Source organism: Indolivaga macrotermitis, assembly GCF_900128985.1.
GTDB lineage: Bacteria > Bacteroidota > Bacteroidia > Bacteroidales > Dysgonomonadaceae > Dysgonomonas_A > Dysgonomonas_A macrotermitis.
Window position 1 is genome coordinate 185,463 of sequence record NZ_FQUC01000005.1, and the last position, 21,697, is coordinate 207,159.

Genomic DNA, 21,697 nt, shown 5'->3' on the forward strand with positions numbered 1-21,697 from the left:
ATAAAATTATGAAATTAAACATTGCAGTATTACCCGGTGATGGTATCGGACCCGAAATAATCGGACAGGCTCTACGTGTAACCGAAGCTATTTGCGAAAAATTCGGACACGAACTATCATACGAATATGGTATTGTAGGAGCATGTGCTATCGACGAAGTCGGAAGTCCCTACCCTGAAGCTACTCACGAACTATGTATGGAATCAGATGCTGTACTATTTGGTGCAATCGGAGATCCTAAATACGATAACAATCCTTCGGCAAAAGTACGTCCCGAACAAGGATTATTGAAGATGCGTAAAGACCTGGGGCTTTATGCCAACCTCCGTCCTATTACAACATTCCCGTCATTGATACACAAATCTCCACTTCGTGCGGATTTAGTAGAAGGTGCAGACTTTATGTGTGTACGCGAATTGACCGGAGGCCTTTATTTCGGTCGTCCCCAAGGACGTTCGGAAGATAACAATACGGCATATGATACTTGCGTATATACACGCGAAGAGGTCGAACGTATATTGCATCTTTCTTATAAATATGCACGTCAACGCCGTAAGAAAGTAACTGTTGTCGACAAAGCTAATGTCCTTTGTACATCTCGTCTGTGGAGAGAGGTTGCTCAGGAAATAGAGAAACAATATCCGGATGTAGAAACCGAATATATGTTTGTAGACAATGCTGCAATGCAGATAATACAATGGCCTAAACGTTTTGATGTTCTGGTTACCGAAAACCTGTTCGGAGATATTCTGACAGACGAATCTTCTGTTATTACAGGGTCTTTGGGTATGCTCCCTTCTGCTTCGATAGGAATTCATACTTCTGTATTCGAACCTATCCACGGATCGTATCCTCAGGCAGCAGGCAAGAATATAGCTAACCCTGTAGCCACTATCTTGTCGGCAGCCATGATGTTCGAATACGCTTTCAACCTGATGGACGAAGGCAAACTTATACGTGACGCCGTAAACGCATCTTTAGAAGAAGGTATTGTTACCGAAGACATTGCTTCGGGCGGAAAAGCTTACTCAACATCCGAAGTTGGAGACTGGATCGTGAATTTTGTAAAGAAATAACTTTCTCAGTACACAATAAAAGGGAAAGGCAACATCGGCAAGGTGTTGCCTTTTCAGCTTTTTAATCGTATTTTTGATTGCATCGAATTAAAAACTTACAATGAGAAAATTATTTTTATTAGTTATACCGATTTCTGTTTTCATTATTCTATCATCCGGATGCAAAAACCAACAAAATACACAGACAACCCAGAAAACAGGAAAAAAGATAGAGAAACAAAAAGGTGAGAATTTCGATGAATTTTATTCAAAATTTTTCGCCGATCCCAAATTTCAGTTGTCCAGAGTTACATTTCCTCTTGAATGCGACATTCAGGAACACGAAAGACGATTGACAATTATGCAAAAATCAGACTGGGACACCATGATAGTCCCCATAGATAAGGTAGACCGGAAAACCTATGAAGTAACAATAAAACGTACCCCAACCACAGTCTCGCACCGTATATACATCAAAAACTCCGATACAGACATACTCATAAAATATCAACAGATCAGAGGTAAGTGGTATCTTGTTTACTATAAGAGTATATTTCTCTAAAAAATCATACCTTTGCAGTCCTAAATAACAGACCGGAGAAATAAAAATAAACATAATGAAGGGAAAACCTCAAAATACAGCATTACAAGAAATAAAAGTAACTGAAGCAGCCGAATTACTTACATTCTTACTCGATTCTAAAGTACGTAAAAGCCGCAATGCCATTAAATCGTTGCTTTTACATAAACAGGTTAAAGTTAACGGTCAGATAGTAACCCAATATAACCACCTTCTGAAACGGGGAGATGTTGTGTCTATACATAAACACGATCATAAGCTTGACGAAAAGAAGCTGAAAGGATTAACCGTAGTTTACGAAGACAAAAGTATTATTGTAATAGATAAAGAATCGGGGCTTTTATCTGTATCCACGGGCAAAGAAATGCTTAAAGAGACAGCATATAATATTGTAAGTAACTATCTGCGGCAAAAGAACGCTTTGGTAAAACCTTATATTCTATTCCGGCTCGACCGCGAAGCTTCCGGTCTAATGGTTTTCGCCAAAGACCCCGACCTTCAGGAAAAAATGCAAAAAGAATGGATACTGCATCCGCCAAAACGTTCGTATCAGGCGGTTGTCGAAAGTCCTGTTATTCCGGAATCGGGCACTATCACATCGTGGCTTACCGAAAATAAGAATTTTGTGGTTTTTGCTTCAGAAAAAGACAATGGAGGACAAAAAGCCGTTACTCATTATAAAACAGAAAAAGCAAACAACCGTTATACCTTGCTAAAGGTAAATGCCGATACTTCGAGAAAAAATCAGATAAGGGTACAGCTCCAGTTTATAGGGCATCCTATAGTCGGAGATAAAAAATACGGTTCCAAGATCAGCCCTATCCGCCGTATAGCTCTACATGCAGACGAATTATCGTTCAATCATCCCGTAACAAAGGAAAAGATGCATTTCATATCAGCATTACCGAAAAAAATGCAGGTGATGGCAGACGCCATTAATCCACCGAAAGCAGAAACAACCGAATAAAAGATGGATACATTCAGAACAGTAAAAGAAACAGCACAAGGATTATTTACTGAGAAAAAAAGTAAATTTATCTCCTATGCTGTTCCTGTGCAAACTGTTGATGAAGTAAAATCGGAACTCGAAAAATACAGGAAAGAATATTATGATGCCCGGCACATTTGCTGGGCTTATATGTTAGGGGCTGAAAGGACAGAATTTCGGTCAAACGATGATGGAGAACCCTCCGGCACTGCCGGAAAACCTATCTTAGGGCAAATAAATTCTAATGAGCTGACAGACATATTGGTTTTAGTAGTCAGGTACTTCGGGGGGATCAAGTTAGGGACAAGCGGGCTCATTACCTCTTACAAAGAGGCAGCGGCAGAAGCCATTTCCTCGGCTGAAATAATAGAAAAGACTATCGATATGGATATTTCATTCAAATTTGAATATCCGTTTATGAATGATGTCATGAAAATAGTAAAAGACCTTGAACCTACAATATTAGATCAACAATATGATATGGATTGCCTGATGTCTTTACGTATACGGAAAGCTTTATATGATCAGCTTTTAAGCCGTTTGGAAAAGGTTGAGACTTTAGTCTTTAATGACGAATAACAACCTTATTTTATTTCTTTCCTCATAAAGCATACCCTAAAGGGTAAATGCTCAAAATCCTTGAAGCCGCTCTCAATAAACCCTTGAGCTAAATACCATTTTTTTAGCTTTATATTTGAGTCTATTAAAGAGACGGAAATAGCTTTCGCTCCCAATATTTTTATTTTAGAGGTGGCAAAATCCATTAACTTAAGCCCGTACCCTTGATTTCTGAATTCCGGAATAACAGATACTTTCTCAATATAAAATGTACCGGCTTCCCTTGACGATCTTTCAATTGCAATACAACCTACTAACTTATCATTATTGGAAATTGTATACAGATCAATCCCATTATTCAACTGAAACTTTAATGTATTTACATCAATAAAGGCGTTGTTTGTAGGATTGGTCTCTTTTGTGAAACCAAAATCTTTGGCAACGGTACCATGAGAGACATTCAATGTATTCATTACATCTGATAAATCTTTATTGGGATCAACATGAGTAAAATTGTTCATAAGCGATAATTTTATTTCTCTCTCTCGTTTCTAATTGTCATGGATACACCATCAAAACCCCAACTGTCGGGGTTCAGCTCACTAATAATAAAATAATTTGTCTTATCACATGAACCTAAAGCGTGATTGACCAGTTCCTTTCCCGCTTTTATTACTTCAGCCATTTGTTCCGGATTACTTGTTCCTTTCGAAATCCGTATCTCAATAAATGCAAGCTTCTCATGGGTTGATCTATCCATTGGTTTACCTCCTATAAACCAATTGGATTGATCGATTTCGTCTAATGTTATCACTGTCGTATTAGAATTACGTCCCATAATATTTACAATAATATCCATTAATACTTCTATCAATAAATTCTTTTGATCCTGACTAACCTGTTGCTTTATTAACTTTACATTTACGAATGGCATAACTTTTTTAATGTTTAGTTTGTGAATAATCTCATTTCTGCGATTGTTATTCGAACCTGTATTTATTGATCTGATAAACAGAGTATCCTTAATAAACAATAAAACAAAAATATAGTAAATTAATAACAAAACGATTGATTTAGCCCAATCGTTATTAGATATTACTATTTTTAGAGATTTTAGTAGGAAGAAACCCTTTAAATGATTCAAAATATCGGGTTATCGGTAAAATTTTCGATGGAGAATTGATTCAAAAATGGATTTTTGAAGATAACTTTACAGAATAAGATCATATTATAAAATAAGTATCCAATGAAAATAACAATTATAGGTGGCGGAAATATGGGTAGTGCCATTGCTTTAGGATTAGCATCCGGCAATATGATAAAAGCATCAGATATCACAGTAATCAACCGCAGACAATCTAAGGCTGACGAAATCAAACAAGCTGATAACCGCATCAATGCAGTGGTAAACAATTATACATCGATAACAGGAGCAGATATCATTATTTTAGGTGTAAAGCCATGGATGATAGAAGATGTGCTAAAAACGTATAAAGACCAGATCAATGATAACCAGATGATTCTGTCTGTTGCTGCCGGCATCACATTAGATCAGCTATCAACATGGTCAAATTCGGCCTCTCCGGTCTACCGTATTATGCCGAATACAGCGATCGCCATAAAGCAAAGTATGACTTTTATCGCTTCTAAAAATGCAATATCAGAGCAAGATAACCTTATTCTGGAACTTTTTAACGAACTAGGCAAAGCATTGCTTATCGAAGAGAAACAATTTTCGGGAGCTACTTCCCTAGCCTCTTGCGGTATAGCATATGCCTTCAGATACATACGGGCGGCTATGGAAGGCGGTGTCGAAATCGGTATAAAAGCCGACCTGTCAAAAGAGATCGTATTACAAACCATACGTGGAGCCGTTGAATTACTCGAAGCAAACCAATCACACCCTGAGGCCGAAATAGATAAAGTAACTACACCCGGAGGTATTACCATAAAAGGGCTGAACGAAATGGAACATGCCGGATTTACATCTGCTGTTATCAAAGGATTGAAAGCCAGCAATGTCTGACCTGCGCCAACTTTATTATTTCAATCCGGGGCACGAAAATGCTATTCTGAACAGCTCGCCCTACTACATGGCTCCTGCCAATGTGGTTACTATGCAGAACGATTTGCAGTATCTGCCTGTATGGTATGCCAATCCACAAGATGTGATATTAGTTGATAAGCACTTGTCCGACGATTTTCTTCATTTTTTAGCGATCAATGAGGTCTCTATGGCACAGTGTATCACAAAGAAAGATTTAAGCACAGATAAGAGAACTTATCAAACGCATTTATGGGGAATTTCTCCTCAGGGAATACATAAGCTTGAAGAAGTAAAAAGAGATACAGGTAGTAACCTCATAGTCCCTGAATGGAATCCCCGGTTAACGGAGCTCAGTAGCCGGAAAACAGCCCAGCAATGCCTATCATATCTGATAACTACCATATCCGGTATTTCATCCGATATAAAACCTCAATTTTTTTACGACTTAGAGAGCCTCGAAGAAGAAGTCAGACAAACGCCTTATCAATTACTGGCTAAAGCTCCTTTCTCTTCATCCGGAAGAGGATTATTGTGGCTTCCTGTGGAAGGATTAACCCGTACTGAACGGCAAATCCTTCATGGGATACTGAAAAAACAAGGCTCGGTCTCAATAGAAAAGGCGCTGAATAAGCAACTGGATTTTGCTATGGAATTTATTTCCGGAAAAAGCGGAAGTGTAGAATTTACAGGTTACTCACTGTTCGAAACTAATAACAAGGGTGCATATCTGGGGAACTACTTAGGATGCCAACAACATTTGGCGGATAAAATAACAAATTTCATACACCTTGATTTACTCAACAAGATTCAGAACGAACTTATTGAATATTTCACACAACACTTTTCGCCTCACTATCAAGGATGTATTGGTGTCGATATGATGGTATATGAAGAAAATGGACAATACCTGTTACACCCGTGTGTAGAAATCAATGTACGCGACAATATGGGATTAATAGCTTTACATTTAAGCCAAAACTATCTGGATAAAAATACAACCGGATCGTTTTATATTGACTTTAGCCCAAGAACAGGCGAAATATTCCGTAAACATCAGCAAATGGTCGAAGATTATCCTCCTATAATATCGGACAAAAAATTCAAAAAAGGATATTTCAGTCTTTGCCCTGTCACTGCTGATACCAAATACAGAGCTTATATATTATTAGATACTATTTAATGCAAATCTACAGTTGAAAAAAATGTCCTTTTGCTCTTGTCCATTAACCCAAGGTGCATTGGTGAATAATACAATATTTCAAGAACTTCTTCCGATTATAAATCCGTTTTATTTTTATCTATTATATACAAAGAGGGTTCTTTGAAATATTGAAAATGACAAAAATAAAAAGGAGGAAAAAATAATGAGAAAAAGATGTCACTTTTGTCACCTTTGTCACTTTAACGAGAATAATCCATTGATTTAAAACAAAATAAAAAAGTAACAAAAGTGACACTCAGGTAACAGGCGGATGTCACTTTTGTGTAGTTACTGTCACCTGTCTATAAGGAGTGCAGTAACAGAAAAAAACTACTGATTGGTATTAATTAAGAAGAAATCTTAATTACCATTTATAAAGTCGCTGTATTTTTTCTTTCCTATAAATATCTTGTAATATTCTATAGTCTCATTTCCCTGAGTATCAGTAACAGATAACCTGAATTGATATGGACCATCCATCCATGTAGGATACTCTTTGGTAGTGGGCTTATTTGTGGTATTATTAGTAATAGTTCTTGTAGAATCAATAGCAATAGATTGAATTATAGCTATATCAGTCTCTCCGAATATTTTAGTAGACTGGTAGTTTTTACGCCAGAACCCATAAGTTGTAACCACTCCGTCTACAGTCTGGTTAATGGTATCTACAACTAAAGTATCCCCTATTATATCTGTCGCATCAGGCTTCAATCCTCTGATCTGAATATTATATGAAGAGAGCTTCTTGTCATCCATAAAACGAATACGAATACGATTAAATATAGTATCCTGATCCGTAAAAACATACAGATAATCACCATCGACCAGCGAAGGCGGATAAGTAGCCGTAGAGTCTAATGGCAATATCTCGTACGTAGGCGGCGTATGATCATCGTTATCTTCCTTACTGCATGAGTAAAGTACACATATGGTAATAAAAACTGTCAATAACGAAATAAAATACGCCTTATTCATATATTTTGTTTATTTCAGCCAAATTTAAGAAAATAATTGTTCAGGTAAATAATATCAATGGCTTAAAGTTTCTTTCAAATTCTTTACAGCCTCTTTAATATCTTTCGATTCCTTCAACAGAGTAATAAATTTACTGCCGATAATAGCTCCACTCGAATTAGCCTGTGCAGCGTCAAAAGTCGCTTTATTCGAAATACCAAAACCTACCAAGCGAGGATTACGCAAGTTCATTGCATCTATTTTCTTAAAATAATCCTGTTTCTTCTCATCAAAACTACTTTGCGCACCTGTAGTAGATGCCGACGAAACCATATAAACAAATCCGTCTGTATGTTCATCTATCAAGCGGATACGCTCATCAGAAGTCTCGGGAGTAATTAACATAACTATTTTTATATCGTATTTTTCAGCAATAGGCTTATATTCTTTCAGGTAGTCATCGAATGGCAGATCGGGAATAATTGCTCCATCAATACCTGCTTCGTGACATTTTTTACAAAAATTCTCAAAACCAAATTGCATAATAGGGTTCAGGTACCCCATCATTATCAAAGGAATATGGATTTCCTTACGGATATCAGCTAATTGGTCAAACAACACTTTCAATGTCATTCCATTTTTCAATGCTACTGTTCCGCTAGCCTGAATAGTAGGGCCATCGGCCATCGGATCCGAAAATGGTATGCCTATTTCGATCAGGTCTACACCATTGTCCTGCAACTCTTTTATCACAGTAACTGTATCATTTAATTGTGGATATCCTGCTGTAAAATAGATTGATAATATATTTTTAGGCTTTTGTATAAAAAGTTGTTTTATCCTGTTCATGATCTTTGTTTATTTAAAATGAGTTATAAAGTTGTTTAGTTTTTCAATATCTTTTAATCCCGGTTCTATCTCGAATTTACTATTCACATCCAAAGCATATAAATTAGAGAATGAGAGCTTTTTGATATCATCAATATCCGCATCGGAAATTCCTCCACTCAGAAAAAAAGGAATTTGCTCTTGGTATGATTTCAGTATTTCCCAGTCGAACTTTTCACCCGATCCTCCATGCTGCGGAGTTTTTGTATCGAATAAGAAATAATCACAACAGGCAATATATTCCTTTGTCTTTTCCAGATCAGCGGATTCCGATACATTAAAAGCCTTTATGATCTTTACATTAAAACGTTCCTTGCATTGGATACAAAAATCAGGTGACTCTTGTCCATGTAACTGAATGTATGTCAGATTATATTTATCTACCAATAAACCGATTGTATCAATATCTTCATTGACAAACACCCCTACCCGGTTAATATTATCCGGCATATTTGCTAAGCTTACAGGTTCCAAATCTCCTGCATACCGGGCGGATTTCGGATAGAAAATCAGCCCCATATAATCAATCGGGAGCGCCGATAAACTATTGATATTACCGGGATACTTCATCCCGCAAACTTTTATCTTCATCACCTTCAGGCTTTCAGTTCTTCTATAAATTGCTTCAATGCCAATCCGGGATTATCGGTCTTCATAAAATTCTCGCCCATCAAGAAACCTCTGTAACCAACTTCACGTAGTTCTCTTACTGTTTGAGCCTTAGAAATACCACTTTCGGATATTTTCAGGAAGTCCGAAGGTATCTTTTCCGCCAGATCAAACGAGCCTTTTACATCGGTTATGAATGTGGTCAGGTCACGATTATTGACTCCCACTACATCCACATACTCATTGATATGCCCCAATTCTTTTTCATTATGGATTTCAAGCAGAACGTCTAATCCCAGTTCCCGTGCTTTTACCGCAAATTGCTTTGTTTCGCCGATTGTCAGTGATGCTGCAATAAGCAATATAGCATTAGCACCTAATAGCTTAGCCTGATATATCTGGTACTCGTCTACCATAAAATCTTTCCTTAGAAGCGGTGTACGTGTCAGGCTTCGGGCAAGCTCAAGGTCTGCAAAAGTACCTCCAAAAAATTCAGTATCGGTCAATACCGAGATAGCACTCGCCCCATTTTGCGAATAGTATGGAATAACTTCCTGTATTTTAGCATTCTCGAAGATCCAACCTCTGGAGGGAGACTTCCGTTTAAATTCAGCTATAATACCTGTCAGTGAATTAGCTAGCGATTCTTTGAAAGAATACAGATTTGTTGTATTCGTGATCTTCGCAGCTAATTGATCGATACTTATTCCTTTCTTTTGTTGCTCAATTTCTTTACGTTTATTAGCAACAATTTTATCCAATATATTAGTCATAACATCTTATTTTTCTGTTTTGAATATTTTTATCACAGATGATAAAATAACTATGCATATCCCGAAAACACCTATCAGACCATACGAATACCGCAAGTTTGTTGCCTGAGATATATAACCTATAAGAGGAGGCCCCATAAGAAAACCAAGGAAGCTGATACTCGAAACGATGGTCAATGCTATTCCCGTCGGTATTCTTGTACGCTGTCCGGCAATACTATATATTGTAGGAACGATACTGGATGTACCCAAACCGATAATCATAAACGCAAGAAGAGTTACCGGAAGATAAGGAAATGCCACAGCTAAAAATAATCCGATGGATATAAGTATACCACCCGCCTGAATAATCCTCTGACGTCCCCAACGTTCTATTATTCCATCTGCCAAAAAACGTCCCGATGCCATAGTTACCATATATGCGGCAAAGCCAAGGGGTACTAACGAATCCGACACTTTTACAATGTCTTTCAGGTATAATCCGCCCCAGTCAGACATCGCTCCTTCGGCTGCCATACCACAAAAAGCAACTATTCCCAATAAGTAAAGAAAAGTTTCGGGTTTATTCTTTTTCTTTGTTTCTGCTTCCTGCGGATCTTTCTTCTTCTTTATATCGGGTTGCAAATACCTCTTACTAACAACCAGATTGGCGAGAACAATAACAGCCACTATCAGGAAATGGTAAAACGGGTTCAGATGTATATTTATCATTAATAGCCCAATTGCCGAACCTGCAAAACAGGCTAAACTCCATCCTCCATGAAAAGACGACATTATGGCTTTTCCGTACATTGCTTCTATATTAACGCCTTGTGTATTGACTGATATATTACAGAAATTACCACAGAATCCGAAAAAGATCAGACTCATTAACAAAGCATATTCGGTACGCGAAGCCCCGATAGCTAATAAGGCCAATACATAAAAAACTAAAGACACAGGAAGAATTTTCTTACTTCCAATTTTCGATACCATCAAACCCGAGATAGTCATACCACATATCTGACCGATAGGTATCATCAATAATATTGTACCCCATGCCGCATCATCAAGTCCTAAATAACTTTTAATATCGGGGATACGACTGGCCCAACTCGAAAAACACAATCCTTGTGAGAAATAAAAAGCAAACACTCCTAACCGGATCCGTTTCCGTTGAGATTCACTTAACTCATGTACCACTTCTTCTGACATATTATTTTTAATAAAATCAACGCTTCATTCCTTCCAGCGCGTATACCATAGGTATAGTGTATTGCAAGTGTTTTATTTTGAACTTGCCTTTTTCGATCTCTTCTACATTTTTGAAACAAGGATATGGAGAGTAATCAAATTCTTCAAACTGCTTTATCTCGATTCCCGAATTAATCAAATTACCCATAACCTCACTCAAACTATGATTCCAACATACAGTCGTATAACTGACATCTGCATTCCGATCGGCATAGGTTCCTGCAAAGGTCTCAATAATTTCTCCTGTATTGAAATAATCATAGGCAATTGTTGTAAAATTATCATCAAATACCCATACTAATGGATGAAACTCAACAAAGATAAAACGTCCCTGAGGCTTTAGATAATGTGAAACTATCTCGCTCCATTTTTTCATGTCAGGCAACCATCCTATCACGCCATAACTAGTAAACACAATATCAAATTCTCTATCTAGAACACTAGGTAGATTGTAGATATCAGAACAAATAAACTCAACATCTACATTTAATTGTCCGGCAAATTTCTGTGCTCTTTTTATTGCTTCATCCGACAAGTCAATGGCTGTTACATTTGCTCCCATACGCGCCAAAGAGATAGAATCCTGTCCAAAGTGACATTGAAGATGTAAAACACTTTTCCCTTTAATATCACCAAGCATAGATAGTTCTATATCCTGTAATGTATTCTTTCCTTGTAAGAAAGCTTCATTATCATAAAACTCAGAACCGATATGAATCGGGGTTTTATAGTTCCATGCCTTTCGGTTTATTTCAATATAATCATTCATAATCAATCATTTATAACTGACATTCCAATTACGAGATATTTTATCGGTTTATGGCTTCTTTTTCCTGCTCAATGAAAACTCCAATCATAGCCCTATAAACCTTTTCCGCAATATTGGGATTCAGTTTTTTAGAGACAGCCACATGACGGATTTTACCAATCACCTCTTCCACTCTGTGAGGAGCTTCCACTTCCTGCTCATTTTTTTTAAAACGGGCTGCTTCATTCACAAAGAAACTTCTTTCCGAAATTAACTGTATGATAACTTTATCAATCAGGTCAATATTGTACCGCACATCTTCCAGTGATTTATAACTATTAGTTTCCATCTTCTTAACTGTTTAGTTCAAGAAATTTCTTGAAAGTTTCCTTCAATCTGCCACTATCTATAGATTCAGTAGCTTTTGATATACATTCTTCTACACTCAGCAAGGGATCAATTGTATAGATCGCAATTGCCGAGTTAGCTATCACTGCATTCTTTTGAGCCTCTGTGGCTGTATTATTTATCACATTATCAAAAATAGCAGCAGCTTCTTCGGCTGTACGTCCGCCATCAAGGTCATTTTCTTCACATCTCCTGAATCCTAATTCTTCGGGAGTATAAATACTTTCCTCTTGTTTGGTTATTACTTTAAAATCGCCGGTTAACGAAATTTCGTCATAGCCATCCAAACCATGTACAATGGAATAATCTACATCGGTCTGCTGGTACATATAGAAATACATACGCGCCATTTTCAGGTTGAAGACACCTAATACCTGTTTCTTCGGACGGATAGGATTCACCACAGGCCCCAGCATATTGAAGAATGTGCGAACCCCCAAAGCCTTACGAACCGGGGCAACTACTTTCAAGGCATTATTAAACAATGGTGCATGCAGAAATGCTATATTGGTTTTCTCTAATGAATTTTCGAGTTTGCCAATATCTGTTGTAAACTTCACTCCATGTTGCTCCATAACGGTCGATGCTCCACTGACGGATGTCGCTCCGTAATTACCATGTTTAGCCACTTTATAACCTGCTGCCGCAACTGTAAAGCATGACAGTGTAGATATATTAAATGTATTCTTGTTATCACCGCCCGTACCCACAATATCAATAGGATCATAGGCTGATAAAGCATCTACATTGGTGCGTAAGTCAACAAGTGCATCGGCAAATCCCATAAACTCTTCGATAGAAATACTCCGCATAAGGTAAACACTGATAAACGCAGCTATCTGTGAGTCGTTATACTCACCTGCCGCCATACGGCTTAATATATCTTTGGCTTCCTGCCTGTCAAGATACTGGTGATTAAATAATCTGTTTAATATCTGTTTCATAATAATTATTTCTTCATACCAGTTTCTCTAGAGAATCACGGGTTTTAGCGATTTCTTCATCTGTCAACTGATAATTTTTCATATTACCATTCATATACTGATCGTAAGCTGACATATCAATTAATCCATGTCCTGACAGATTGAATAATATAGTTTTAGGTGTACCTTCTTCTTTAGCTTTGAGTGCTTCGCGGATAGCAACAGCTATGGCATGAGTCGACTCAGGCGCAGGAATTATACCTTCGGTATTCGCAAATAGTTTACCGGCTTCAAATGTTTCAAGCTGTGGTATAGCCTGTACTTCAATAAAACCGTCTTTACGCAATTGGCTGACAATAGTTCCGGCTCCATGATAACGTAATCCACCGGCATGAATATCAGCAGGTTGAAAATCATGCCCTAAAGTATACATAGGAAGAAGCGGTGTTAATCCCACGGTATCTCCAAAATCATATTCGAAACGCCCTCTTGATAGTTTCGGACAACTCGCAGGCTCTGCAGCTATTACACGAATTTCTTTTCCTTCGGTTAATTTATGGCGTAAAAACGGAAAACTTATACCCGAAAAATTAGATCCTCCACCAAAGCAACCTATCACAATATCGGGATATTCGCCAGCCATATCCATTTGCTTTTCACTTTCCAATCCAATAACTGTTTGGTGTAAAGCAACATGATTAAGCACACTACCAAGTGTGTAGCGGGCATCAGGATCTTGTACTGCCATTTCTACAGCTTCTGAAATAGCAATACCTAAGCTTCCCGAATTATTAGGATCTTTCGCTAAAATACTGCGTCCTGATTCAGTTGTATTACTAGGCGACGGTATTACATTTGCGCCCCATGTTTGCATCATCATGCGTCTGTATGGCTTCTGCTCGTAGCTGACTTTCACCATATATACATCCAATCCTAATCCGAAAACGCTGGATGCAAAACTCAGGGCTGCACCCCATTGTCCGGCTCCGGTTTCGGTTGTCAGACGTTTTATTCCCTGTTTCTTATTATAGTAAGCCTGTGGCAATGCCGAATTAAGCTTATGCGAACCAACAGGGCTTACGCCTTCATTCTTAAAGTATATACGAGCCGGGGTACCTAATGCCTTTTCGAGCCCTGTAGCTCTGACTAAAGGCGTAGGGCGCCATATTTTATAAAGTTCCCTTACCTCTTCGGGTATTTCGATCCAACGATCCTGTGACATTTCCTGTTTGATAAGCTCTGTTGCAAAAACAGGTTCTAAGTCTTCAGGTGTCAAAACTTGCTTAGTAGCGGGATTCAAAGGAGGCAAAGGTTTGTTTACCATGTCCGCTACAATATTGTACCACTTTTCGGGAATTTCGTTCTCGCTCAAAAATATTTTCTTACTCATAGCACTAATAAAAATGAATAGGTTTATCGGGTTAAAAAGTTTTTTACAATAGTTGCTCCCTGAGGTGTTAATACAGATTCGGGATGGAACTGTACACCATGCACATCATATGTTTTATGTTTCATAGCCATAATCTGTTTAGTGTCATCAATTGCTGTCACCTCAAAGCACTCCGGCAGATCTTTTGAATCTACTATCCATGAGTGGTAACGACCTACTTCCAGATTCGGGTCTACAGCCTCAAAAAGGTAATCATCTGCTATAATATCTACCTTGGTAGAAATTCCGTGATATACATCTTCCAGATTTACCAGTGCTGCTCCAAAAGCCTCACCTATAGCCTGATGCCCCAAACAAACACCTAATACAGATTTCGTAGCGGCATATTCTTTGATCAGAGGAAGCAGTAGTCCGGCTTCGGATGGAATACCCGGTCCCGGTGACAAAATAATCTTATCATATTTAGCCACATCAGGCAAAGCTATTTTATCGTTTCTGAATACATCTACATCAGTATAACCCAGTTCTTTTACCAAATGCACCAGATTATATGTAAACGAATCGTAATTGTCGAATATTAATATTTTCATAATTTCTACTTATTTTCGTAGGGTTTCTGCCACTTTTACTGCTTTAGCCAATGCCCCAAGCTTGTTTTTGACTTCCATAACTTCTGTTTCGGGGTTCGATTTGGCTACAATTCCCCCACCCGCCTGATAGTACAATGTATTATTCTTACTCAGGAAAGTACGTATAGTTATAGCCTGGTTAAGATCTCCATCAAAACCTATATAGCCGATACATCCGCCATAAACACCACGCATAGCCGGTTCTATATCACGTATCAATTGCATAGCTCTTACTTTGGGTGCACCGGAAAGCGTTCCGGCAGGAAATGTGTCGGCAAATACTTTAATGCTATTTACTCCTTTGTCCACAACACCGCTAACCCTTGATACCAAATGGATAACATGTGAATAGAACTGAACATTTTTATAAAATTCGACTTTCACGTTACTACAATTACGGCTTAAATCGTTCCGGGCAAGATCGACCAGCATTACATGTTCGGCATTTTCCTTTTCGTCTTTCAATAAATTCTCAGACAATATACGGTCTCTTTCATCGTCTCCGGTACGGAAGTAAGTTCCGGCAATGGGATCGATATATGCTTTGCCTTTGCTTACTTTGCAGTGAGTTTCGGGCGAAGAACCAAATACCCTGAAAGAACCGAAATCGAAGAAGAACAAATAAGGAGAAGGATTGACCGAGCGTAAAGCACGATATACATTAAACTCGTCTCCTTTAAACTTCTGAGTAAAACATCTGGATAGAACGATCTGGAACACATCACCACGTTTGCAATGGGCAATCCCTTTCTCGATCATCTTAATATGCTCTTCATCTGTTATATACGAAGACTCATTTCCAATACATTCAAAATTATATTCCGCAATATTATTATTTGAAAGTACAGCTTCGAGTTCGTCTATTTTGGAATCCTCTCCATGTAGCGTATTCTCTACAATAGTCAATTCGTTCTTTAAGTGATTGATAACTATTATATAATGATACAAATTGTAGTAAAATTCGGGAACATCAGCATTGTCAAGCTTTTTATTTATCGGGTCTACATCTTCAAAAAAGCGAATGGCATCATACGAAGTATATCCCATAAATCCATTTAAGCCTGTTGGATTATTGCCTGTAACTTCAAAATCCTTTAAATAATCCTGAAAAGCTGAAGTGAGTTTCAATGAATCAGACAATAACACCGTTTCTATTGTGCCACAGGGGTATTCTTTAATTACTTGCTGTCCGAATACTTTGAATGATGCTATAGGTTTTACACCGATCAATGAATAACTATTATCATTACTATGATAGTCTGTACTTTCGAGCAGAGCCGATTCAGGATAAATATCTCTTATTTTCAGATAGATACCAACAGGAGTCTGTAAGTCCGCTAAAAGTTTTTTGGTAAGTACATGTATTTTAGTTTTCATAATCTCTGATTTTCTCTGATACGTACATAAGTCTCCATATCTTTATCGCCACGTCCCGAAAGACAAAGCACTATAACATCGTCACTCTTGAATTTCTTTTGTGCCAAAACACCCAAGGCATGAGCCGATTCGATAGCCGGAATAATACCTTCGATAGCAGTAAGCTCGAAAGCCGCTGTTATAGCTTCATCATCAGTTACAGCTAATACTTCTGCCCTACCTACTTCGGCTAAATAGGCATGCAATGGCCCGATACCGGGATAGTCTAATCCGGCTGAAATAGAATATGGTTCTTCGATTTGTCCGTCTTCCGATTGCATTATCAAGGTTTTAGTTCCATGAATAATACCCAAGCGTCCCAAATGTATTGTTGCAGCAGACTCACCCGAGTCTAACCCTTTACCGGCAGCTTCTGCCAAAAGAATTTTTACATCCGGTTCATCCAGATAATGGTAAATCATCCCTGCGGCATTACTACCTCCACCGATACAGGCTATTAAATAATCAGGAGTTTCACGTCCTTCTTTTTCAAGTAATTGCTTGCGGGTCTCTTCACTGATAACAGATTGTAAACGGGCAACCATATCCGGATAAGGGTGTGGCCCTAGTGTAGATCCTATAATATAATATGTATCCGACGGATTACAGCACCAATCCCTAATAGCTTCGTTAGTTGCATCTTTCAATGTCATATTGCCACTGGTAACGGGTACAACCGTAGCTCCCAGCATTTCCATTTTCTGTACGTTCAGTTTCTGGCGTTCCACATCGGTCTTTCCCATATAAACAATACACTCCATATTCATCAGCGCACAAACTGTAGCTGTAGCTACACCATGCTGTCCGGCTCCGGTCTCTGCAATAATGCGGGTTTTACCCATTCGTCTCGCCAATAATATTTGTCCGATAGTGTTATTTATCTTATGTGCACCTGTATGGTTCAGATCTTCCCTTTTAAGATATACTTTACATCCGTATTTCTCTGATAAGCGTTTTGCCAGATATAAAGGACTGGGTCTTCCTACATAATCACGAAGTAAATCGTGGTATTCTTTCTGGAATGAAGGATCTTCCAAAACCTCTAAATATGCATTTTTTAAGTTCTCTACGTTGTCATAAAGTATTTCGGGTATATAGGCTCCTCCGAAGTCACCATAGAAACCTTTTGAATCAACTTTAAATTTTTCCATTTGTATATATTTTGTTTTTTATTTATTCCGGTAAAAGTGTTATCAAAGAAAAAAGCCCATCGTGAGTACGACAGGCTTGTATTTTTATTAAAATTTCATTTTACTACAATACACAATGACCTAGGCTCACGACCGTTGAAGTTGTAAGCGCCACCACCAATATGTATTTGTAAGTTGAAAGTTCATTTCAGTTTCTTTTTAATAGTTGCAAAGTTATAAAAATTTTAGAATGAGCAAATATTTATCTAATAAATTTCACTTTTTTCCTTCGGATTTTGCAACAAACTCCTCTACTTTCTTCACCATGTTCTTACTTCCGCAATAAAACGGAGTACGTTCGTGAAGTTCCGTAGGCACCATTTCCAAAATGCGGGTACGCCCGTTAGACGCATATCCTCCGGCTTGTTCTGTTATAAATGCCATAGGATTACATTCGTATAACAAACGCAATTTCCCCTTAGGCGTTTTAAATGTAGACGGATACATATACACACCTCCACGCATTAAATTGCGGTGACAGTCGGAAACAAGGCTGCCGATATAACGGGATGTGTATGGACGGTTTTCTTTTTCTTCCTGACAGTATTTAATATAATCTTTCACACCTTGAGGAAAATGCACATAGTTACCTTCGTTTACCGAGTATACGTTACCATCTTCAGGGCATTTCATATTAGGATGAGAAAGGTAGAAACTACCGATTGCCTGATTCAGTGTAAATCCATTCACACCTTTCCCTGTGGTATATACAATCATGGTAGAAGTTCCGTATAAGATATATCCGGCTGCTACCTGCTTGATACCCGGCTGAAGGAAATCTTCCATAGCAACAGGTGTTCCTACCGGTGATATACGGCGGTATACCGAAAAGATAGTACCAACAGATACATTTACATCTATATTAGAGGAACCGTCCAGAGGATCCATCAGCACTACATATTTATTGTTATGAGCTTCATCAAGACCTTCGATAGTAATGAAGTTATCATTTTCTTCGGAAGCAATACCACAAACAATCTCCCTGTTGACCAATGTCTCTACAAATACATTGTGTGCATACAAGTCTAACTTTTGTTGATCTTCACCTTGCACGTTTGTAGCCCCAGCAGACCCGATAATATCAATCAGTCCTGCTTTTCTGATTTTATAACTGACAACTCTGGCTGCCAGCAAAATAGAATTTAATAACCGGGATAATTCTCCTGTGGAATATTGAAAGTGGTCTTGTCTTTCAATAATAAATTCATCCAACGTCTTTCTAGTGTTCTTCTTCATGTCAAGTGCAACGTTAAAGGTTTACATTCATCGTTTTTTATTATAAAATTCATATTTGCGTAGTTCCATAAAATCGCAATATGTTATATAAACGATTATTTTAAACGAATGTTTTAGTAAACCTATAATTTTGTCTAATAAAAATGCAGTCAGACTTATTTATTCGGAGTTCAATCCTGACTTTATGACAGCATGGACTTTATCAATCAACTCCTGTAAATCATTATTTGTCAATCCGGCTGTTTCAATAGGATCATGAAAAGTCAAAGAAATAGCCGAAGGATTCATTTGCCACGAATGAATAGGAAGCACTTTATAGACACCATCTATAGTAATGGGTACGATTGGCAATTTAAGGCTCATAGCCGTCTGGAAAGCTCCTTTCTTGAATTCTGCTATATTTCCGTCTGGGCTACGATGACCTTCGGGAAATACAACTGTCGACATTCCGTCTTTAAGTGTCTCCCTAGTGTTTTTCATAGTTTGAACAATACCGCTCCTACTCGACTGGTCTACAAATACATGTCCGGCCTTTGACGAGGCAAAGCCAACTAATGGCATCTTTTTGAGGCTTTGTTTCATCAACCATTTAAAATTATGACCTAAATAACCGTATATCAGAAATATATCAAAAGCCCCCTGATGATTGGCTACAAATACATACGACTGATTTTTGTCCAGTTTATTATTCCTTTTGACTTTTACCTTCAATAAAGCAGCCAAACAAACAAATCGCCCCCAGATAACTCCGGGATAATATCCCCAGAATTTATTGTCGCCTAATGTAGAACCGATAATGATAGTTAGTGTACACCAGATTGTAGATAGAATAAGCAAAGGCACAAAGATTAGCCATTGATAAATACGATAAAGAAATATTTTCATTAGAAAGAATTTGAGATACTACTGAATTAGTTTCAAATTTAATGGTTTAATCTGAAACAGTAAAATTTAAAACTACATCTTCTTTATTCATGATAAAGAAAAAAGCGAAAACAATTAATCTTTGTTTCCGCTTTATATTTAAAATCAGGCATCTAAATTAAATACCCAGATCTTTACAAATCTGTTCAATTTTTTTATCTGCGTCAGCATCCACTTTTGCAAAATCAGCACGCGATGCTAACTTTCCATGGATTTCGATATAGAATTTTATTTTAGGTTCGGTGCCCGAAGGACGGATCGACACTTTTGTACGGTCTTCTGTTATGTATTGTAATACATTAGAAGTTGTAGGCATATCCATCTTTGTAATTGTGCCTGTAGTGATGTCTTTTGATTCCAACGGAATATAATCTTTGACAGTTATCACCTTAGAGCCGGCAATTTCTTTCAAAGGATTATGGCGGAATTTATCCATCATAGCTTGTATTTCCTGAGCTCCGGTTATACCTTTTTTCACAACAGAAATACCTTTTTCCTTAGAGAAGCCGTATTCAACATAAATGTCTTGTAACATTTGATAAATGGTACGTCCATTATCTTTACACCAGGCTGCTATTTCGGCAAATAGAGCTGCGGCCGATACAGAATCTTTATCGCGGATAAAGTCGACAGCCAAGAAACCGTAGCTTTCTTCACCACCACCTATGTACTTACGTTTACCTTCCAGTTCACGCATAACAGTGGCAACCCATTTGAAACCGGTAAAACATTCGAACATTTCAACGCCGTTCTTTTCAGAAATAATCTGAGTAAGCTCACTTGTTACAATAGTACGAACTGTATATTCAGATCCGGTAAGTTTACCTAGCTCTCTCCAACGTGTTACCAGATAATAGATAAGGATAATCATAGTCTGGTTACCATTCAGCAGAATGAAATCGCCGTTATCATCACGCACACCTGCTCCGAAGCGGTCGGCATCAGGGTCTGTAGCAAATACAAGTTCTGCTCCTGTTTCTATTCCTTTCTGCACAGCCATAGCCATAGCAGCAGGCTCTTCCGGATTGGGAGAAACGACGGTTGGGAAGTCACCACTTACCACATCCTGCTCCGGTACATGTATTATGTTCGTAAAACCATATGCTTTTAGGGCTTTAGGTACTAATTGTCCGCCTGTACCGTGAATGGGGGTATATACAATACCGATATTTCCGTGACGTTTTACCGATTCCGGAGACAAAAGAACACTACGTACAGCATCTATAAACTGGGTATCCATATCTTCTCCCAGTTTTTCAACCAGTGAAGGATTACCATTAAATTTAATATCGGCAGCAGTTACTTTATTTACTTCTGTTATAATATTCGCATCATGCGGAGGTGTTACCTGAGCACCGTCCGCCCAATATGCTTTGTAACCATTATACTCTTTCGGATTGTGAGAAGCTGTAAGCATTACCCCACTCTGGCATCCCAGTTTGCGAATAGCAAAAGATACTTCAGGTGTAGGACGCAGGTTCTCGAACAAGTATACTTTTATTCCATTTGCAGTAAAAACATCAGCTACAATTTGTGCAAATTTCCGGCTGTTATTACGGCAATCATAACTGATTACGACTTTGATCTGCGGAAGAGCAGAGAACTCTTTCAGCAAATAGTTCGAAAGTCCCTGAGTTGCGGCTCCCACTGTATACTTATTCATACGGTTAGAGCCTACGCCCATAATACCACGAAGACCTCCGGTTCCGAATTCCAGATCTTTATAAAAAGATTCTATTAATTCGCTTTTGTCCGAACTATCTAATAATTTCTTTACTTCTGCTTTAACATCAGCATCGTAGTTTCCTTCGAGCCATGAGTTTGCTCTTGATGTAACCAGGTCAAGTAATTCTTTGTTTTCCATGAATCTTATTTTGTGTGACTATTTTATTTTCATTAAATACAAATATAATAAAACTTGCAGACAGTTAATCGCCAAGAATGGTA

Annotated in this window: 23 protein-coding genes; 6 read left to right on the top strand and 17 right to left on the bottom strand. The window is 38.0% G+C overall.

Features of this window, described 5'->3' with window-relative positions; translation table 11 throughout:
• Positions 1–8: 8 nt before the first annotated feature.
• From leuB to BUC12_RS09040, 4 genes are all read left to right on the top strand, one after another.
• Positions 9–1,076 (top strand): 3-isopropylmalate dehydrogenase, encoded by a 1,068-nt coding sequence (gene leuB / locus BUC12_RS09025; protein WP_062180524.1) that lies wholly within the window; start codon positions 9–11, stop codon positions 1,074–1,076.
• Positions 1,077–1,176: 100 nt separating this feature from the next.
• On the top strand, positions 1,177–1,617 hold the full coding sequence (locus tag BUC12_RS09030; protein ID WP_062180521.1) for a DUF4348 domain-containing protein: 441 nt from the start codon (positions 1,177–1,179) through the stop codon (positions 1,615–1,617).
• Between the two features lie 55 nt (positions 1,618–1,672).
• Positions 1,673–2,602 carry an RluA family pseudouridine synthase gene (locus BUC12_RS09035; protein ID WP_062180519.1) on the top strand — a complete coding sequence of 310 codons (930 nt, stop codon included), beginning with the start codon at positions 1,673–1,675 and terminating at the stop codon, positions 2,600–2,602.
• Between the two features lie 3 nt (positions 2,603–2,605).
• Positions 2,606–3,202 carry an IMPACT family protein gene (locus BUC12_RS09040; RefSeq protein ID WP_062180516.1) on the top strand — a complete coding sequence of 199 codons (597 nt, stop codon included), beginning with the start codon at positions 2,606–2,608 and terminating at the stop codon, positions 3,200–3,202.
• Between the two features lie 5 nt (positions 3,203–3,207).
• Here the strand turns inward: BUC12_RS09040 and BUC12_RS09045 are convergent, their stop codons facing one another.
• On the bottom strand, positions 3,208–3,702 hold the full coding sequence (locus tag BUC12_RS09045) for a GNAT family N-acetyltransferase (RefSeq protein ID WP_062180513.1): 495 nt from the start codon (positions 3,700–3,702) through the stop codon (positions 3,208–3,210).
• Positions 3,703–3,713: 11 nt separating this feature from the next.
• On the bottom strand, positions 3,714–4,115 hold the full coding sequence (locus BUC12_RS09050) for a tautomerase family protein (protein ID WP_062180510.1): 402 nt from the start codon (positions 4,113–4,115) through the stop codon (positions 3,714–3,716).
• 312 nt (positions 4,116–4,427) lie between these two features.
• Between BUC12_RS09050 and proC the strand changes: the two genes are divergently transcribed.
• Positions 4,428–5,207, top strand: coding sequence for a pyrroline-5-carboxylate reductase (gene proC / locus BUC12_RS09055; RefSeq protein ID WP_062180508.1), 780 nt, complete (start codon positions 4,428–4,430; stop codon positions 5,205–5,207).
• The gene (locus BUC12_RS09060; RefSeq protein WP_062180506.1) at positions 5,200–6,408 is read left to right on the top strand and encodes a hypothetical protein; all 1,209 of its coding nucleotides are present in this window, start codon (positions 5,200–5,202) and stop codon (positions 6,406–6,408) included. Before proC ends, BUC12_RS09060 begins: the two co-directional genes overlap by 8 nt.
• A 381-nt stretch (positions 6,409–6,789) precedes the next feature.
• Here the strand turns inward: BUC12_RS09060 and BUC12_RS09065 are convergent, their stop codons facing one another.
• The 15 genes from BUC12_RS09065 to BUC12_RS09135 all read right to left on the bottom strand — a co-directional run bounded on the left by BUC12_RS09065 (position 6,790) and on the right by BUC12_RS09135 (position 21,614).
• The gene (locus BUC12_RS09065) at positions 6,790–7,404 is read right to left on the bottom strand and encodes a hypothetical protein (protein WP_062180504.1); all 615 of its coding nucleotides are present in this window, start codon (positions 7,402–7,404) and stop codon (positions 6,790–6,792) included.
• Positions 7,405–7,458: 54 nt separating this feature from the next.
• Entirely contained in the window at positions 7,459–8,232 is a 774-nt protein-coding gene (gene trpA, locus BUC12_RS09070) for a tryptophan synthase subunit alpha (RefSeq protein WP_062180502.1), read from the bottom strand.
• 9 nt (positions 8,233–8,241) lie between these two features.
• A complete protein-coding gene (locus tag BUC12_RS09075; RefSeq protein ID WP_062180499.1) occupies positions 8,242–8,862 on the bottom strand; it encodes a phosphoribosylanthranilate isomerase in 621 nt (206 codons plus the stop codon).
• 5 nt (positions 8,863–8,867) lie between these two features.
• Entirely contained in the window at positions 8,868–9,653 is a 786-nt protein-coding gene (gene trpC, locus BUC12_RS09080) for an indole-3-glycerol phosphate synthase TrpC (RefSeq protein WP_062180496.1), read from the bottom strand.
• A gap of 6 nt (positions 9,654–9,659) precedes the next feature.
• Positions 9,660–10,847 (bottom strand): MFS transporter, encoded by a 1,188-nt coding sequence (locus BUC12_RS09085; RefSeq protein ID WP_062180493.1) that lies wholly within the window; start codon positions 10,845–10,847, stop codon positions 9,660–9,662.
• 16 nt (positions 10,848–10,863) lie between these two features.
• Positions 10,864–11,655, bottom strand: coding sequence for a class I SAM-dependent methyltransferase (locus BUC12_RS09090; RefSeq protein WP_062180490.1), 792 nt, complete (start codon positions 11,653–11,655; stop codon positions 10,864–10,866).
• A 40-nt stretch (positions 11,656–11,695) separates the two neighbouring features.
• Positions 11,696–11,983, bottom strand: coding sequence for a chorismate mutase (locus tag BUC12_RS09095; RefSeq protein WP_062180487.1), 288 nt, complete (start codon positions 11,981–11,983; stop codon positions 11,696–11,698).
• A gap of 4 nt (positions 11,984–11,987) precedes the next feature.
• The gene (gene trpD / locus BUC12_RS09100; RefSeq protein WP_062180484.1) at positions 11,988–12,986 is read right to left on the bottom strand and encodes an anthranilate phosphoribosyltransferase; all 999 of its coding nucleotides are present in this window, start codon (positions 12,984–12,986) and stop codon (positions 11,988–11,990) included.
• 13 nt (positions 12,987–12,999) lie between these two features.
• Positions 13,000–14,355 (bottom strand): TrpB-like pyridoxal phosphate-dependent enzyme, encoded by a 1,356-nt coding sequence (locus BUC12_RS09105; protein WP_062180481.1) that lies wholly within the window; start codon positions 14,353–14,355, stop codon positions 13,000–13,002.
• Between the two features lie 23 nt (positions 14,356–14,378).
• Positions 14,379–14,945: an anthranilate synthase component II gene (locus tag BUC12_RS19820; RefSeq protein ID WP_062180478.1), complete on the bottom strand. Its 567-nt coding sequence runs from the start codon at positions 14,943–14,945 to the stop codon at positions 14,379–14,381.
• Positions 14,946–14,954: 9 nt separating this feature from the next.
• A complete protein-coding gene (locus BUC12_RS09115) occupies positions 14,955–16,361 on the bottom strand; it encodes an anthranilate synthase component I family protein (protein ID WP_062180476.1) in 1,407 nt (468 codons plus the stop codon).
• Positions 16,358–17,551 (bottom strand): tryptophan synthase subunit beta, encoded by a 1,194-nt coding sequence (trpB, locus tag BUC12_RS09120; protein WP_062180474.1) that lies wholly within the window; start codon positions 17,549–17,551, stop codon positions 16,358–16,360. Before trpB ends, BUC12_RS09115 begins: the two co-directional genes overlap by 4 nt.
• 255 nt (positions 17,552–17,806) lie before the next feature.
• Positions 17,807–18,826 (bottom strand): class 1 fructose-bisphosphatase, encoded by a 1,020-nt coding sequence (gene fbp, locus BUC12_RS09125; RefSeq protein ID WP_062180471.1) that lies wholly within the window; start codon positions 18,824–18,826, stop codon positions 17,807–17,809.
• Positions 18,827–18,985: 159 nt separating this feature from the next.
• On the bottom strand, positions 18,986–19,711 hold the full coding sequence (locus BUC12_RS09130; RefSeq protein ID WP_062180468.1) for a lysophospholipid acyltransferase family protein: 726 nt from the start codon (positions 19,709–19,711) through the stop codon (positions 18,986–18,988).
• A gap of 157 nt (positions 19,712–19,868) precedes the next feature.
• Entirely contained in the window at positions 19,869–21,614 is a 1,746-nt protein-coding gene (locus BUC12_RS09135; protein WP_062180465.1) for a phospho-sugar mutase, read from the bottom strand.
• Positions 21,615–21,697: the final 83 nt, after the last annotated feature.

Bases quoted from the DNA above. Each gene is read 5' to 3' on its own strand.
- fbp (WP_062180471.1), bottom strand. From the start codon at position 18,826: ATGAAGAAGAACACTAGAAAGACGTTGGATGAATTTATTATTGAAAGA.
- BUC12_RS09040 (WP_062180516.1), top strand. From the start codon at position 2,606: ATGGATACATTCAGAACAGTAAAAGAAACAGCACAAGGATTATTTACT.
- BUC12_RS09050 (WP_062180510.1), bottom strand. From the start codon at position 4,115: ATGCCATTCGTAAATGTAAAGTTAATAAAGCAACAGGTTAGTCAGGAT.
- trpC (WP_062180496.1), bottom strand. From the start codon at position 9,653: ATGACTAATATATTGGATAAAATTGTTGCTAATAAACGTAAAGAAATT.
- BUC12_RS09065 (WP_062180504.1), bottom strand. From the start codon at position 7,404: ATGAATAAGGCGTATTTTATTTCGTTATTGACAGTTTTTATTACCATA.
- BUC12_RS09045 (WP_062180513.1), bottom strand. From the start codon at position 3,702: ATGAACAATTTTACTCATGTTGATCCCAATAAAGATTTATCAGATGTA.
- BUC12_RS09095 (WP_062180487.1), bottom strand. From the start codon at position 11,983: ATGGAAACTAATAGTTATAAATCACTGGAAGATGTGCGGTACAATATT.
- BUC12_RS09130 (WP_062180468.1), bottom strand. From the start codon at position 19,711: ATGAAAATATTTCTTTATCGTATTTATCAATGGCTAATCTTTGTGCCT.
- trpD (WP_062180484.1), bottom strand. From the start codon at position 12,986: ATGAAACAGATATTAAACAGATTATTTAATCACCAGTATCTTGACAGG.
- proC (WP_062180508.1), top strand. From the start codon at position 4,428: ATGAAAATAACAATTATAGGTGGCGGAAATATGGGTAGTGCCATTGCT.
- BUC12_RS09035 (WP_062180519.1), top strand. From the start codon at position 1,673: ATGAAGGGAAAACCTCAAAATACAGCATTACAAGAAATAAAAGTAACT.
- BUC12_RS09060 (WP_062180506.1), top strand. From the start codon at position 5,200: ATGTCTGACCTGCGCCAACTTTATTATTTCAATCCGGGGCACGAAAAT.
- BUC12_RS09115 (WP_062180476.1), bottom strand. From the start codon at position 16,361: ATGAAAACTAAAATACATGTACTTACCAAAAAACTTTTAGCGGACTTA.
- BUC12_RS09075 (WP_062180499.1), bottom strand. From the start codon at position 8,862: ATGAAGATAAAAGTTTGCGGGATGAAGTATCCCGGTAATATCAATAGT.
- BUC12_RS09105 (WP_062180481.1), bottom strand. From the start codon at position 14,355: ATGAGTAAGAAAATATTTTTGAGCGAGAACGAAATTCCCGAAAAGTGG.
- trpA (WP_062180502.1), bottom strand. From the start codon at position 8,232: ATGAACAGGATAAAACAACTTTTTATACAAAAGCCTAAAAATATATTA.
- BUC12_RS09030 (WP_062180521.1), top strand. From the start codon at position 1,177: ATGAGAAAATTATTTTTATTAGTTATACCGATTTCTGTTTTCATTATT.
- trpB (WP_062180474.1), bottom strand. From the start codon at position 17,551: ATGGAAAAATTTAAAGTTGATTCAAAAGGTTTCTATGGTGACTTCGGA.
- BUC12_RS09135 (WP_062180465.1), bottom strand. From the start codon at position 21,614: ATGGAAAACAAAGAATTACTTGACCTGGTTACATCAAGAGCAAACTCA.
- leuB (WP_062180524.1), top strand. From the start codon at position 9: ATGAAATTAAACATTGCAGTATTACCCGGTGATGGTATCGGACCCGAA.
- BUC12_RS09090 (WP_062180490.1), bottom strand. From the start codon at position 11,655: ATGAATGATTATATTGAAATAAACCGAAAGGCATGGAACTATAAAACC.
- BUC12_RS09085 (WP_062180493.1), bottom strand. From the start codon at position 10,847: ATGTCAGAAGAAGTGGTACATGAGTTAAGTGAATCTCAACGGAAACGG.
- BUC12_RS19820 (WP_062180478.1), bottom strand. From the start codon at position 14,945: ATGAAAATATTAATATTCGACAATTACGATTCGTTTACATATAATCTG.